Below are 14330 nucleotides of genomic sequence, written 5' to 3' on the forward strand. Positions count from 1 at the left end.
AATAGCAGTAAGGTTAAGCGATCTTATTGTTATTTTACTTTTTACAATAATAAAGGAAAACAGAATGACACTATTGAATGAGCGACAAAGCCAGATCGCCAGCTATATCATTATGACTGTTGCATTACTCATTCTGATTCCATTACATCTATTGGTGGCTTTTTTATCAGGTTTCTTGGTTTATGCGCTTCTCACCAAACTAAGTCCGTATGCTGAAAAGTTTTCCAGTGGCAAATATGGGCGAATTATTGCAGTAGCCATTTTTAATATCGTGGTGATCAGTATTTTGGTATTTCTGGTTTTTGGTTCTATTGCGTATGTAGTGCATGATCTGAAAGACGGTGGACTGGTCACCATGAGCCGAAATCTGGACACTCTACTTGAACGCTTTCAACAGGAGTTTGGTCAATATTTCTCAGGTTATATTCCTGAAAGTCTGGATGATATGAAGCAGTACGCCTTTGAGTGGCTGAAAAATCATGTGGAGACCTTACAACATGCAGGCACAGATGCCTTACATGCTTTTGTAACCATGATTATTGGGATGATTTTAGGGGCTTTGGTTTCTTTAAGTCCCATTGAAGACACTGAAAACGTACCTAGCTTTAAGCACCAATGTCTACAACGTTTAAACGTACTCTATACTGCTTTTAAAAATGTAGTGTTTGCTCAAATTAAAATTTCAATTGTGAATACTGTTTTGGCAGGTATATTTATTTTAGCGGTTTTACCATTACTCGGCATGCATTTACCTTTTGCCAAAACATTGGTGATTTTAACCTTTATTTTTGGACTGATTCCTGTTGTGGGAAATTTGATTTCAAATACATTGGTCATACTCTCTGCCATTAGTATTTCGTTTACGGCTGCCGCGATTGCCTTTATCTATTTGGTATCGATCCATAAGCTTGAATACTTTTTAAATGCCAAAATTATAGGCCAACGCATCAATGCCAATGCATGGGAACTCTTGATTGCAATGTTATTTTTTCAGGCGGTCTTTGGTCTGGCTGGTTTGATCGTTGCTCCTATTTATTATTCTTATTTTAAAAATGAAATGAAACAGGCGGGACTCATTTAGCACGAGTTTATTCAATTTAAACTCAAAACAAAGATGTCATAAAATTTCCCATAATAAAAAATGAAATTTAATGGCAAATTTGTTTATAATAGCGCACGGAAACTACCAGTGAGATTGTTATGCTGACCATCGTTCAAGAAGCGTTGACCTTCGATGATGTCTTATTACTCCCTGCCTACTCTACAGTTCTTCCAAAAGATGTCTCCTTAAAGACACGTTTGACCCGCGGTATTCAACTTAATATTCCTCTTGTTTCGGCTGCAATGGATACTGTGACTGAGTCACGTATGGCGATTGCTATGGCTCAAAACGGTGGTATTGGTATTTTGCATAAAAATATGGATATTGCCGCGCAAGCAGCAGAAGTACGTCGTGTCAAAAAGTTTGAAGCAGGCATGGTGAAAGACCCGATTACGGTGACCCCTGAAACGACAGTAGGTGAACTGATTGCCATTACACAGGCCCATAATATTAGTGGCGTACCTGTGGTCAAAGATGGCAAAGTGGTTGGGATTGTGACAGGGCGTGACACACGTTTTGAAACGAACTTAAATCAGCCAGTTAGCAATATCATGACTCCCCAAGACCGTTTAGTGACGGTGAAAGAGGGCGAATCTAAAGAAAATATTCAGGCGCTACTACAAAAGCATCGTATTGAAAAAGTATTGGTGGTGGATGACAGCCATGCCTTGAAAGGCTTGATCACGGTGACTGACTTCCGTAAAGCTGAACTGTATCCAAATGCATGTAAAGATGAATTAGGTCGTTTACGCGTGGGTGCTGCGGTAGGTACAGGTGCTGAAACTCCAGCACGTGTAGAAGCGCTAGTTGAAGCAGGTGCCGATGTGATCGTGGTGGATACTGCGCATGGTCATTCTGCGGGCGTGATTGAGCGTGTGCGTTGGGTGAAACAAAACTACCCACAAGTTCAGGTCATTGGTGGCAATATCGCAACAGGTGATGCGGCTTTGGCGTTGCTCGATGCAGGTGCGGATGCAGTAAAAGTCGGGATTGGACCAGGTTCGATCTGTACCACACGTATTGTTGCGGGTATCGGTGTTCCGCAGATTTCAGCGATTGATAATGTCGCTTCAGCACTGAAAGAACAAATTCCATTGATTGCTGATGGCGGTATTCGCTATTCAGGTGACTTGGCCAAAGCGATTGCGGCGGGTGCCAGCACGATTATGGTTGGTTCACTCATGGCAGGGACCGAAGAAGCACCGGGCGAAGTTGAATTTTTCCAAGGGCGTTACTATAAAGCGTATCGTGGTATGGGTTCATTAGGTGCAATGTCTGGCGCGACAGGTTCATCTGACCGTTATTTTCAGGATGCCAAAGCGGGTGTTGAAAAATTGGTACCAGAAGGCATCGAAGGTCGTGTTCCTTATAAAGGCCCAATGAGTGCGATTGTGCATCAAATGATGGGTGGTTTACGTTCATCGATGGGCTACACAGGTTCTGCCAATATTGAAGAGATGCGTCAGAATACCAAGTTTGTGAAAATTACCTCTGCGGGGATGCAAGAGTCACATGTACATGATGTGACCATTACCAAAGAAGCCCCGAATTATCGGGTGGGTTAATTTTCACCATCGCTACACATGAAAATGCCGTCAGTTCACTGACGGCATTTTTGTTTTGGTGTAAAGTAAACAGATGAAACAAAGGCTGTGATCGAGCAGTCCATAATAAGTGAGTAGAACATGAGTTATTTTGGAACAGATGGCATTCGTGGAAAATTTGGAGAAATGCCGATTACCCCTGAGTTTGCACTCAAACTAGGATTTGCCGCAGGTAAGGTTCTGGTACGCACCAATCCTAAAGCCAAACCATTGGTGGTATTAGGCAAAGATACACGACTGTCAGGATATATTCTGGAAGCAGCTTTACAGGCAGGTCTGAACGCGGCTGGGGTGTATGTGCACTTATTAGGGCCATTGCCAACGCCTGCCATTGCTCACTTAACGCGTGCTTTACACGCACACGCGGGGATTGTGATTTCCGCATCGCATAATCCTTACTATGATAATGGTATTAAGTTTTTTTCCAGTGAAGGCAAAAAATTACCTGATCATTTACAGGAACAAATCAATCAAGAATTAGAATATGACATCCAGATCGAAAATACCGCCAATCTGGGTAAGAGCGTTCGGGTTAAAGATGCCAATGGACGTTATATCGAATTTTGTAAATCGACTTTTCCCTATCATTTTGACTTGCGTAATTTAAAAATTGTGGTGGATTGTGCCAATGGTGCGGCTTATAGCGTCGGGCCAGCGGTGTTTCGTGAATTGGGCGCCAAAGTCGTGGCCTTATACAATGAACCAAATGGTCTAAATATCAATGAACATTGTGGTTCGACCCATCCAGAACAGTTACAAAAAGCAGTGCTAGAGCATCAAGCCGATCTTGGCATTGCTTTTGATGGCGATGCGGATCGCGTGATTATGGTGGATCAATTTGGTCATCAGGTCGATGGCGATCATATTTTGTATATTTTGGCGACTCAGGCCAACAACAAGCCTGCGGGTATTGTGGGAACAGTCATGAGCAATATGGCGCTGGAATTGGCGCTGGAAGCAGCGCAAGTGCCATTCGTTCGTGCCAAAGTGGGTGATCGCTATGTGCTGCAAGCGCTTGAGGAAAATAATTGGGTGATTGGTGGGGAACCATCTGGTCATATTTTAACTTTAGATAAAAGTACTACGGGCGATGCAATTATTGCGGCATTGCAAGTGCTGACCGTGATGGTTGAGCAGGAAAAAGCCCTACATGAATTGGTCGCTGACTTTAAACTCTTTCCACAAGTCTTGGTCAATGTTCGTCTTGATCAAATGATCGATCCGTATGCGGTACCTGCTTTGGTGGCAGAGTTTGAAAAAGCCGAAGCGCAACTGAAAGGACGTGGTCGCTTATTGATTCGTAAGTCAGGCACAGAACCTGTCATTCGAGTGATGGTCGAAGGTGATCAACAAGAAGAAGTGACAGCGCTTGCCAATCATTTGGCTGAAGCTGTGCGTTTTCACGCCACTGCTGCATGAAAGGGGAAATCATATGAGTGACCTGATTAAAGACCTGAGTGAATTACGTCTCAGCTATGAAAAAGGTGAGCTGTATGAAAATCAAGTCAGTCCAAATCCTCATGAGCAATTTTTACAGTGGTTTAATTACGCACTAGAAGCAAAAGTTCATGAACCGTATGCTATGTCGGTGGCAACTTGTAATGTTCAAGGTCGCCCACATGTGCGGACGCTGTTGCTGCGTGGTGCAACAGAAGCTGGTTATGATTTTTATACCAACTATGACAGCCAAAAAGGACAGGATTTAGCTGAAAATCCTTATGTCGAGCTGATGTTTTATTGGCATGATCTGGAGCGACAGATTCGGATTGGTGGTCGAGTTAATAAAATCCCTGAACTTGAAGCGATTGATTACTATCATAAGCGTCCACGTGATAGCCAGATTGCGGCACACATTAGTACGCCACAAAGTGGTGTCATTGAAAGTCGTGATGTGTTGGTGCAGCGTTTTAATCAGCTCCATGATCAGGTGGGTGACAAAGCTGAGTTACCTAAACCTGAGTTTTGGGGGGGATATCGCCTACAGCCTGATTATTATGAATTTTGGCAAGGTCGACCCAACCGTTTACATGACCGACTCAGTTATGCGAAAGTGGATGGTACATGGAAGTTACAGCGTTTAATGCCTTAAATGATCCGATTTCAAATTAAACAACGCCCTTTATTGACACGTCCTGAACAGTTTCAGGGTGTGCCGACTTTTATTGCTGAAATTTTGGCACGTCGTGGGGTCAATTCAAGTGATGAACTTGATTTAAAACTCAAACATTTGCTTGCGCCGCAGTTGAAAGATCTGGACAAAGCGATTCAATTGATTGATCAGGCGATTGATCAGCAACAAAAGATCGTGATTGTCGGGGATTATGATGCAGATGGTGCCACCAGTACGGCATTAATGATCTTGGTACTGCGTGATATGGGCGCAAAAGTTGAATATCTCGTGCCTGACCGCTTTAAATATGGCTATGGCTTAACGCCTGCCATTGCAGAGTTGGCAGATCACACTTTTCAGCCAGATTTATTGATTACGGTAGACAATGGGATTTCCAGTCATGCAGGTGTTGAGCGTTGTCATGAATTAGGCATGCAGGTCATTATCACCGACCACCATCTAACCACCAAAGCTACGCCACAGGCTGAAGCCGTGGTCAACCCCAACCAACTAGGCTGTGAATTTCCAAGTAAGGCATTGGCGGGGGTCGGTGTGGCTTTTTATTTACTGGCAAATTTGGCGACTTACCGCAGCAAGCTGAATAAAAGCAGTTCTAAAATAAGCCAATATCTGGATTTGGTGGCACTCGGAACCTATGCAGATGTGGCGAGTCTGGATTATAACAACCGAATTCTAGTCGATGCAGGTCTAAAGCGGATTCAGCAACAGCAATGTCGTCTAGGTATATTGGCTTTGCTAGAAATCGCGAAACGCGATGCAGCCAGTTTAAAAGCGCAGGATTTGGGTTTTGTGCTTGGCCCACGCATCAATGCCGCTGGACGCATGGACAGCATGAATATCGGCATTGAATGTTTATTGGCAGATGATTATGCCAAGGCTTATCAGATTGCAGTACAACTGAATCAGCTCAATGTTGAACGCCGCCAAGTTGAAACCACTATGAAGCAACAGGCAATCGATTCTCTGGAGCAACTCCAACTGGAGACAGAGAGCATTCCTTCTGCCTTAGTCTTATTCGAACAAAGTTGGCATCAAGGGGTGATCGGGATTGTGGCGGGGCGTTTAAAAGAACAATTTCACCGCCCGAGTATTGTCTTTGCGCCAGATGAAGATGGGCAGCATATTAAGGGGTCGGCACGTTCTATTGATGGTATTCATATCCGTGATGCAATTGAACGTGTGGCGGAGCGCCATCCAGAGTTAATTAGTCATTTTGGTGGTCATGCTGCGGCAGCGGGTTTAACTTTGCATAAAGATCATTTTGAGGCATTTAAACAACATTTCACCGATTTGCTCGCGGATATGGATCAGGAATTATTTCAGGCCACATTATGGACAGATGGTCATTTGCCGCATCACGCTTTTGATCTGGAAACACTGAGTCAGATCGAACAGCTCGGACCGTGGGGACATAAATTTCCCTTACCTCAGTTTGAAGGGGAGTTTGGAGTACTTGATTATCGCTGGCTCAAAGAGAGTCATTTGAAGCTTAAACTGGCTTTGGATCATGGTGCAACAGTGGATGCTATTGCCTTTAATGCAAAAGATAAATTTGAATTCAATCCAATGAAAGAAAGTGTGCGGCTGGTGTATGAACTGGAGCGCAATCAATTTAATGGTTCGGTCAGCTTACAGCTACGGATTATTTATTTAGAACAATAATTGAATTTAGAAAACAACATAAAAGTAGGCTAAATAACGAACTTGCTTTTATTTTGCCCTTTTTATGTGAAATGAAAGCGTTCTTATTTATTCAATAGCGTGATCTGAGCTGTTTTCATCTTGAGGAAATATTTCCTCAATTGTTAATTTAAACTGTCTTGATAATTTGAATGCCAGAGACAGACTCGGGTCATAACGGCCTTTTTCAATGGCATTAATCGTTTGGCGAGACACACCCAGCAAAACAGCCAAATCATTTTGCGATAATCCTTGATTTTTGCGTAGTGTAGGAAGCTTATTTCTCATCGATTGTAATACCAAGAACCTATAATTGTACTTATTGACCAAAAGGTTCCCATCATAGGCCAGACAATAAACATGGTCAGTTTGGGAAATCCAATATTTTCCAAAAAGCCGTAGCTAAAAGTAAGGAATGCGGTGCCGAGGAAACTAATGGCGAGTGCTTGTAATTGAATTTTACGCTGTAATTCATCAAAACGAATAAATTGACGAATAATAACCCAGATCACCAGTATAACGGGAAGCACGGGAAGTAAAGAAACCAAGACTTTTAACGATTGATTTTCAATATGAGTAAGTGCTTTTAATGAAATAATTAAGATCACCACATAAAATGTAATGGCTAAAACTAATTCCAGAACAGCACGAGATTTATTCATTGGATACCTATGTAAAGTTTACTTTACATTAAGAGTATTCGTAATTTATAAAAATGTAAAGTTTTATTTACATTTTGGAGGTGTAAACGTTTACTAAAATAAAAATTAAATAAAAGATGGGGGACAATGCTGACTGAAATAAATAAGTTATATTCATTAAATTTTAAAATAAAAAAATCGCTCAAAATGAGCGATTTTTTGATGTTTAAGTTTCCAATTAGAAACGGTAAGCAGCACGAACACCATAAGTGTTGTAGTTGTCACCAAAACCGATACGACCTTCAACGCTGACTTGTTGATTGAGGAATTTCTTCGCGTTAATACCCCACTCATCACGATCTGTTAAGTCGTTATTGTAGTAATCTGCACCTACGCTAAATGTTTTATCGATATAGTAATCACCACGAACACGATATTCATCAAGATCACCAAATGCACCGTATGCCTCAAGGTTTACATCATGTTGACCGACTTGAGTGACATATTTGGCACGAATAGTTGGGTCAGCACCATCATCGCCATCTTTCTGGTCATAACCTGTTACACCTAAAGCAAGTAATAAACCTGGTGTTGGTAGGTAACCTATTTCAGCGCCGTAAAGAGTTGTTTTACTATCAATTGGGCTGTTATCGACTTCAAATTCTTCACGACCAATACGACCACTCACATAGAAGTCACTATTTGGGACATAGTATTCAGCGCCAATACCGTAGTTAGTATCTTTTACGCCATCGTTGTCTGCATATTTAACGTTGGCACTCACGTTACTAGCACGGTCAAGAAACGCGGCTTCTGCAAGTGGTGAATTACGGGTTTGTACAGGGTTGAAATAGTAAGTTCCATCTAAACCAAACTGATGAGTTGCATCATAGTCATCCCAGTCATTATAGGTATAAGAACCGCCGACTTCAGCCTGATAGGCATGTGCAGTACCAGTGCCTACAAAGGCCAATGTGGATAATAAAGCAGATGCAATTGCTAATTTTTTCATGGAAATCTCCCCTCCAAAGTTTTTAAAAAAGTAAATCTTTTGTTACAACTTAGAGTGTATTGGAAAATTATGGTGCGTCAATCTTGGCTTAGTAACTGTAGTGTAATAATGTAATTGCAATGTAAATTTTTAAATATAAGTTATTGTAATTAAATAAAATAATTGAATGTTTTGTTTTATTAAAAGATACGTAGTTTTGTGAGTATTGTAATATTTTGCTCAATAAAGAGGCATTTTTGTGAGTGAATATCTTCAGATGCACATCATGATGGAGAGTAAAATGCTTTAATAAATAGCAATAATGAAGCCGAATACAGAAAGCTATTCAGCTTATTTTAAGTTTTTTCAGTGTGCGGTCTGAGGTCTTCATCGCAGTGATCATGTTTCATATCATGTCTTAAAAAACACTTTATGCTAAAATAATGCGCTATTTATTTTTGATGTGAGCATAATCGCGTGGAAATTAATCCTTATCTAAACCAATTAAAAGATTTAACTGATCGTAGTCAAACACTACGGGGGTATCTTTGACTACGATCTGAAAAAAGAACGTTTAGAAGAAGTCCTGCGTGAATTAGAAGATCCTGCGATCTGGAATGACCAGAGTCGCGCTCAAGCGATGGCCAAAGAAAAAGGCGAGCTTGAAAATATAATTAATGTGCTGGATGGTTTGGCTGAACAACTTGAAGATGCCAAAGCCATGCTGGATTTGGCGGTTGAAGCCGATGATGAAAGCTTACTGGTGGATGTAGAAGCTGAACTTGCCACCGCTGAAGAAGAACTGGCCAAGCTAGAATTCCGTCGGATGTTTAGCAACCCCATGGATCCAAATCCATGTTATGTCGAGATTCAGGCGGGGTCTGGCGGCACAGAAGCGCAAGACTGGGCATCGATGCTGTTACGGATGTATATGCGCTGGATTGAACGTCATGGCTTTAAAGCTGAATTGATGGAAGAGTCAGATGGTGATGTGGCAGGCATTAAATCTGCGACTATCCGTGTAGAGGGTGAGTATGCCTATGGTTGGTTACGCACCGAATCGGGTGTACATCGCTTAGTACGTAAATCACCATTTGATAGTGGTAATCGTCGTCATACTTCGTTTAGTGCAGTGTTTGTATCACCTGAAATTGATGACAATATCGAGATCGAAATCAATCCATCCGATGTGCGCACCGATACTTACCGCGCTTCAGGTGCGGGTGGTCAGCACATTAACAAAACCGATTCTGCGGTGCGTTTAACCCATGCGCCAACAGGGATTGTGGTGGCATGTCAAAATCAGCGCTCGCAACATGCGAACCGTGATCATGCATGGAAACAGTTACGTGCCAAATTGTATGAGCTGGAAATGAGTAAGCGTAATGAAGCCGCTCAGGCACTGGAAGACTCAAAATCTGACATCGGTTGGGGCAGTCAAATCCGCTCTTATGTACTAGATGATTCACGTATTAAAGACTTAAGAACTGGGGTTGAGAACTCCAATACTGGCGCTGTACTGGATGGTGATCTGGACAAATTTATTGAAGCCAGTTTAAAACAAGGTCTCTAAGTTACAAGTCAATTGGCAAAGCAAATTTACATGCGATGACAATATATCTATAAAAATAGATATTAATATCTAAATTATTCGATATAATGAGATCAGGTGTTGAACAATGCTTTGTCATTTAACCCATGAGCAAGGTTTATGGATGTAGATGCGATTTTTAAAGCCTTAGCCAATCCGACTCGCCGGCAAATTTTGCAATGGTTAAAGCAGCCAGCCCATTATTTGTCGGTAGAAGAGTGTGGCAATTTTGAACGTGGTGTCTGTGCGGGTCACATTGAACGTTTGGGCAATGTCTCCCAATCTACCATGTCCAATCATTTGTCTGTATTGCAACAGGCAGGATTGATTAAGGTCGAAAAATATGGTCAATGGTCTTATTTTTCACGTAATGAAGCATTGATTCAGCAATATCTCGATCATTTAAAACAAGCACTGTAACTCAAGCAAACAGTGTGAGCCGAGGCGATTATGGCTGAATTGAACTCTCCCTTGAAAATTGGCGATTTTGAAATTAAAAATCGTCTGGTCATGGCTCCTTTAACCCGCGCACGAAGTGGTGAAACTCGTGTTCCGAATCAATTGATGCAGGAATACTATGCCCAGCGCGCCAATGCAGGTCTGATCTTGACTGAGGCGACAGTGATTGCCCCTAAAGCAGTCGGTTATGCAGAAACACCGGGGCTGTGGTCAGAGCAACAGGCAAAGGCATGGCAGCCAATTATAGAGGCAGTGCATGCACAAGGCTCAAAAATGGTGGTACAGCTTTGGCATGTGGGACGTATTTCTCATCCAGATCTTTTGGATGGCGATACACCTGTTGCACCAAGTGCCATTCAACCAGCTGGACACGTCAGTTTATTACGACCAAAACGTCCATATGTGACACCGCGTGCATTATCGATTGAAGAGATTCAGGAGATTGTCGCGCAATATAAACATGCCGCGGAGTTAGCCAAAGTTGCTGGTTTTGATGGAGTGGAGTTGCATGCGGCAAATGGTTATTTGATTGACCAATTCTTGCAAAGTACCACAAACCATCGTGATGATGAATATGGCGGTAGCCTTGAAAATCGCGCGCGCTTATTGTTACAAGTGGTCGATGCATTTATTGAGGTTTGGGGTGCAGGACGTGTTGGCGTGCATATTGCACCGCGAGCAGATTCGCATGACATGGGGGATGCCAATCCACTAGAAACCTTTGGTTATGTGATGCAACAACTGAGTCAGCGCCAGATTGCCTTTGTTTTCTCAAGAGAATATCAAGCCGAAGACAGTATCAGTCCACAATTGCGTCAGCAATTTACAGGGGCGTGGATCGCCAATGAAAATCTAACGCCTGAATCAGCCAAACAGCTTTTGGCATCAGGCGAAGCAGATGCGGTTTCTTTTGGTAAAGCCTATATTGCTAATCCTGACCTGTTGACTCGTTTGGAAAAGAATCTGCCATTCAATGAGTTAAATCCAGAAACCATTTATGCCAAAGGTGCATTGGGATATACCGATTATCCTGCTTTAGCTGAGCATACCCTCGAAGCTTAAACAGTCCATTTTCTTTAGAGCGACGCACTTTAACAAAAGTGTGTCGCTCTGTTATATTCAAGCCCTGTAAAATCAATTGAGATCAAACTGTTTGGCGACTCCATTTTGGTATAACTTTTTATTGGCGTGTATCAAGCCTTTTTATCGCTGGAAGATCAAACAGCGCGCTGAAACAAATGCACTCTATCAACAGGAATGTCTGGAGCGTTTTGGGCCATTTCAGCGTGTTAAAAATCGTCATGCCTTATGGTTTCATGCAGTTTCAGTGGGTGAAACCAATGCCGCGCAGCCATTGATTGAACATTATTTAAAATTAGGTTATCCCGTTCTGGTGACCAATACCACCAAAACAGGTCAGACGCGCGCCAAATCTTTATTTTTAAAAGAACCCTATCTGGAGCTATTTCAGGCGGTATATTTGCCTGTGGATCAAATTGATCTGCTGCAACAGTTTTTTGCAAAATACCAGCCACGTTTTTTGGCCTTGGTCGAAACAGAATTATGGCCAAATCTAATCGATCAAGCCAGACAACATCAGATTGCAGTGATGGTACTCAATGCTCGGCTTTCTGAAAAATCGGCTAAAGGTTATGCCCGAGTAGCGGGTTTAACCCGAGCGATGCTGAGTAAAATAGATATTTTATTGGCACAGGATCAACCCACCCAACAGCGCTATATTGAATTGGGTTTAGCCGCACAAAAAGCGCTAATAGTGGGTAATATCAAATTCGATATTTCAGCACCCCCCCATTTTCTTGAGCAAGCCGAACAAATACAACAACAATGGCAATTAGCTGAGCGTCAGATTGTGACTTTGGCGAGTACCCATGCACCAGAAGAACAATTATTACTTGAGGCACTGCGAGAGGATTTACAAAATAATCCTGCCTTGTTATGTATCGTGGTACCGCGTCATCCTGAGCGTTTTGATGAAGTCTTTCAGTTATGCCAGAAACTCAATCTAAACACTCAACGGCGTAGTTCGGGTCAGAACGTTCAACCCGACACTCAAGTTTATCTGGCAGATAGTATGGGTGAATTATGGTTATGGTATGCCTTAAGTCAGGTCTGTTTTGTCGGAGGCTCGCTCAATCAACCGGGGGGCGGACATAATATTTTGGAACCGATGGCGCTTTATGTGCCGACCGTGATTGGCCCGCATTATTTTAATTTTCAAAATATCGTGGATGAATGTGTTGCTGAACAGGCGATTGACATTGCACCCGATGCACAGGCGGCAGTGGCAGCGTTTCGACATTATTTATATGATCAAGAGGCTGCAACACATATGGCAGCTCAGGCACAACGAGTGTTAGCGCGGAATCAGGGGTCATTACGACATCATATCGCTGTAATCGACCACTATCTGGATCAGCAGGCGATGAATGCATGAATATTGTGTTATTGGAACCCGAGGATGTTAAAGAGACATTGTGGGTCATTCACCAGTCCAGACAATATCAGCATATTATTCAGCATTTAAAATTGAATGTCGGTGATCGGCTCAAAGTTGGGATTCGCAATGAGACACGCTATCTCGTTGAAATAAAAAAAATTGATTTCGATAAAATCTGGATTGAACCGATTCAACAAGAAAAAGTGCCTGCCAAATTGCCCGTGACTTTAATTGTGGCATTGCCCAGACCCAAAGTGTTACGTCGTATTGTGATGGACAGCGTGACATTGGGTGTGGACAAGTTGATACTTATCCACAGTTATCGTGTGGATAAAAGTTATTGGCAAACGCCTTTTTTAAAACAACTGGATCATTATGTGACTTTAGGCTTGGAGCAGGCAGGAGATGTAGTTGTTCCTGAAATTGAGTTATACCCACGTTTTAAGCCATTTGTTGAAGATATTTTGCCGCAAATGATTGATAAAGATCGACCTGCTTATTTGGCACATCCTTATGCAGAAACCGCCATGCCCTATGCAATTGATCATCCCTGTAGCATCATCATTGGGCCAGAAGGGGGATTTATCCCTTATGAGGTAGATTTACTAACCCAAAACGGCTGCCAAGCGTATCACTTAGGCAACCGTATTTTAAGAACAGAAACCGCTATTTCCTATTTATTGGGAAGATTGTTTGCTTGATTCTGCGGTTGTTGCTGTATTGAGTAATTCTGGTGCACTTTGATGGACTTTAAGTTCCTGAATCGGGTAAGGAATATTGATAGCATTTGCACTAAATGCCTGTTTGACTTCAGCCTGAATCTCGCTAATAGAAGCTGAAATCCCGGTTTCTGTCGTGTCTACCCACCATTGAACGGTAAGATTGACTGAAAAATCGGCCAATGCGGTGACATTGACACTAAATGCAGGCTGACTCAGGACATTACGGTTATTATTCAGAATATCCAGAATAATCGATTTTGCTTTTTGTTCATCATCTTCATAGCCAATACCCACCACAAATTGGCAGCGTCGACGTTGATAAGCAGTATTCACCGTAATAGCGCTGGTATAAACCGTTGCATTTGGAATGACTAAACGGCGGCCATCAGGCGAACGTAAAAAAGTCGCACGGATTTGAATATCTTCGACGGTTCCTTCCATACCATTGACAATAATATCGTCGCCAATACGAAATGGTTCACCCAATAAAATCAGAACGCCCGATAATAAGTTCTGGAAAATATCCTTAAAGGCGAAACCAATCGCCACCGAACCAATCCCTAGCGCACTGACCAGTTGACTTGGGGTAAAACCGGGAATGGCAATCACCAATGCAATGAGGAAACCCACAAACATGATCAAAACACTACCGACACGATTCAGTACCAAGACCAGATTCTGGCGGGTATAACTGCGATTACTGAGGGTTTTGGCGATAAAAAACTTAAAGACTTTGGTTAAAAGCCAAAAAATCAAAAAAACGGCCAAAGCAATACATAAGTAAGGCACACGTTCCCAGAAGCTATCCACGATTTTATCAATCGCGGTATAGGCATCGTGGTATTTTTCAGTATGTTGAATGACCGATTTTGTGGTTTTCTCACCCGCTTGTTGAATCAGTTGAGCGGTATCGGTTGCGACATCGCTCAGTTTATTATCTTCGGCCACATT

Annotated in this window: 14 protein-coding genes; 10 read left to right on the forward strand and 4 right to left on the reverse strand. The window is 42.3% G+C overall.

Going from position 1 to position 14330, the window contains the following annotated elements; translation table 11 throughout:
* The first annotated feature begins 64 nt into the window (after positions 1-64).
* The 5 genes from J500_RS09680 (at position 65) to recJ (ending at position 6499) form a co-directional block, all read left to right on the forward strand.
* Entirely contained in the window at positions 65-1081 is a 1017-nt protein-coding gene (locus J500_RS09680) for an AI-2E family transporter (RefSeq protein WP_004995557.1), read from the forward strand.
* Between the two features lie 119 nt (positions 1082-1200).
* Positions 1201-2667 (forward strand): IMP dehydrogenase, encoded by a 1467-nt coding sequence (gene guaB / locus J500_RS09685; protein WP_004995554.1) that lies wholly within the window; start codon positions 1201-1203, stop codon positions 2665-2667.
* 120 nt (positions 2668-2787) lie between these two features.
* The gene (gene glmM / locus J500_RS09690; RefSeq protein ID WP_004995553.1) at positions 2788-4125 is read left to right on the forward strand and encodes a phosphoglucosamine mutase; all 1338 of its coding nucleotides are present in this window, start codon (positions 2788-2790) and stop codon (positions 4123-4125) included.
* Positions 4126-4138: 13 nt separating this feature from the next.
* Positions 4139-4795 (forward strand): pyridoxamine 5'-phosphate oxidase, encoded by a 657-nt coding sequence (gene pdxH, locus J500_RS09695; protein ID WP_004995552.1) that lies wholly within the window; start codon positions 4139-4141, stop codon positions 4793-4795.
* Positions 4796-6499, forward strand: a complete 1704-nt coding sequence (gene recJ, locus J500_RS09700) for a single-stranded-DNA-specific exonuclease RecJ (RefSeq protein WP_034699349.1) — start codon at positions 4796-4798, stop codon at positions 6497-6499.
* Between the two features lie 87 nt (positions 6500-6586).
* Here recJ and J500_RS09705 read toward each other — a convergent pair whose 3' ends face one another.
* From J500_RS09705 to J500_RS09715, 3 genes are all read right to left on the reverse strand, one after another.
* Positions 6587-6805 (reverse strand): helix-turn-helix transcriptional regulator, encoded by a 219-nt coding sequence (locus tag J500_RS09705; protein ID WP_004985834.1) that lies wholly within the window; start codon positions 6803-6805, stop codon positions 6587-6589.
* Complete coding sequence (locus J500_RS09710; RefSeq protein ID WP_034699352.1) at positions 6802-7179, reverse strand: hypothetical protein; 378 nt, start codon at positions 7177-7179, stop codon at positions 6802-6804. The genes J500_RS09705 and J500_RS09710 overlap by 4 nt, the downstream gene beginning before the upstream one ends.
* Before the next feature lie 217 nt (positions 7180-7396).
* Positions 7397-8170 carry a putative porin gene (locus J500_RS09715; protein ID WP_004985831.1) on the reverse strand — a complete coding sequence of 258 codons (774 nt, stop codon included), beginning with the start codon at positions 8168-8170 and terminating at the stop codon, positions 7397-7399.
* 456 nt (positions 8171-8626) lie between these two features.
* Between J500_RS09715 and prfB the strand changes: the two genes are divergently transcribed.
* From prfB to J500_RS09740, 5 genes are all read left to right on the forward strand, one after another.
* Positions 8627-9722, forward strand: a protein-coding gene (prfB, locus tag J500_RS09720; RefSeq protein WP_104795336.1) for a peptide chain release factor 2 whose coding sequence is annotated in 2 segments (ribosomal slippage) — positions 8627-8698 and positions 8700-9722 — 1095 coding nt in all. Because the reading frame shifts where the segments join, the coding sequence is not laid out codon by codon here.
* Positions 9723-9860: 138 nt separating this feature from the next.
* Positions 9861-10160 (forward strand): ArsR/SmtB family transcription factor, encoded by a 300-nt coding sequence (locus J500_RS09725; protein ID WP_004985826.1) that lies wholly within the window; start codon positions 9861-9863, stop codon positions 10158-10160.
* A gap of 30 nt (positions 10161-10190) precedes the next feature.
* Complete coding sequence (locus J500_RS09730; protein ID WP_034699356.1) at positions 10191-11261, forward strand: alkene reductase; 1071 nt, start codon at positions 10191-10193, stop codon at positions 11259-11261.
* Positions 11262-11352: 91 nt separating this feature from the next.
* Entirely contained in the window at positions 11353-12654 is a 1302-nt protein-coding gene (locus J500_RS09735; protein ID WP_034699358.1) for a 3-deoxy-D-manno-octulosonic acid transferase, read from the forward strand.
* Positions 12651-13358 (forward strand): 16S rRNA (uracil(1498)-N(3))-methyltransferase, encoded by a 708-nt coding sequence (locus tag J500_RS09740; RefSeq protein WP_034699361.1) that lies wholly within the window; start codon positions 12651-12653, stop codon positions 13356-13358. Before J500_RS09735 ends, J500_RS09740 begins: the two co-directional genes overlap by 4 nt.
* On the opposite strand, the gene J500_RS09745 is transcribed toward J500_RS09740, so the two are convergent.
* Complete coding sequence (locus J500_RS09745; RefSeq protein ID WP_004985815.1) at positions 13335-14327, reverse strand: mechanosensitive ion channel family protein; 993 nt, start codon at positions 14325-14327, stop codon at positions 13335-13337. The genes J500_RS09740 and J500_RS09745 overlap by 24 nt on opposite strands.
* Positions 14328-14330: the final 3 nt, after the last annotated feature.

This window comes from Acinetobacter sp. 479375 (assembly GCF_000581715.1).
Classification (GTDB): Bacteria; Pseudomonadota; Gammaproteobacteria; order Pseudomonadales; family Moraxellaceae; genus Acinetobacter; species Acinetobacter ursingii.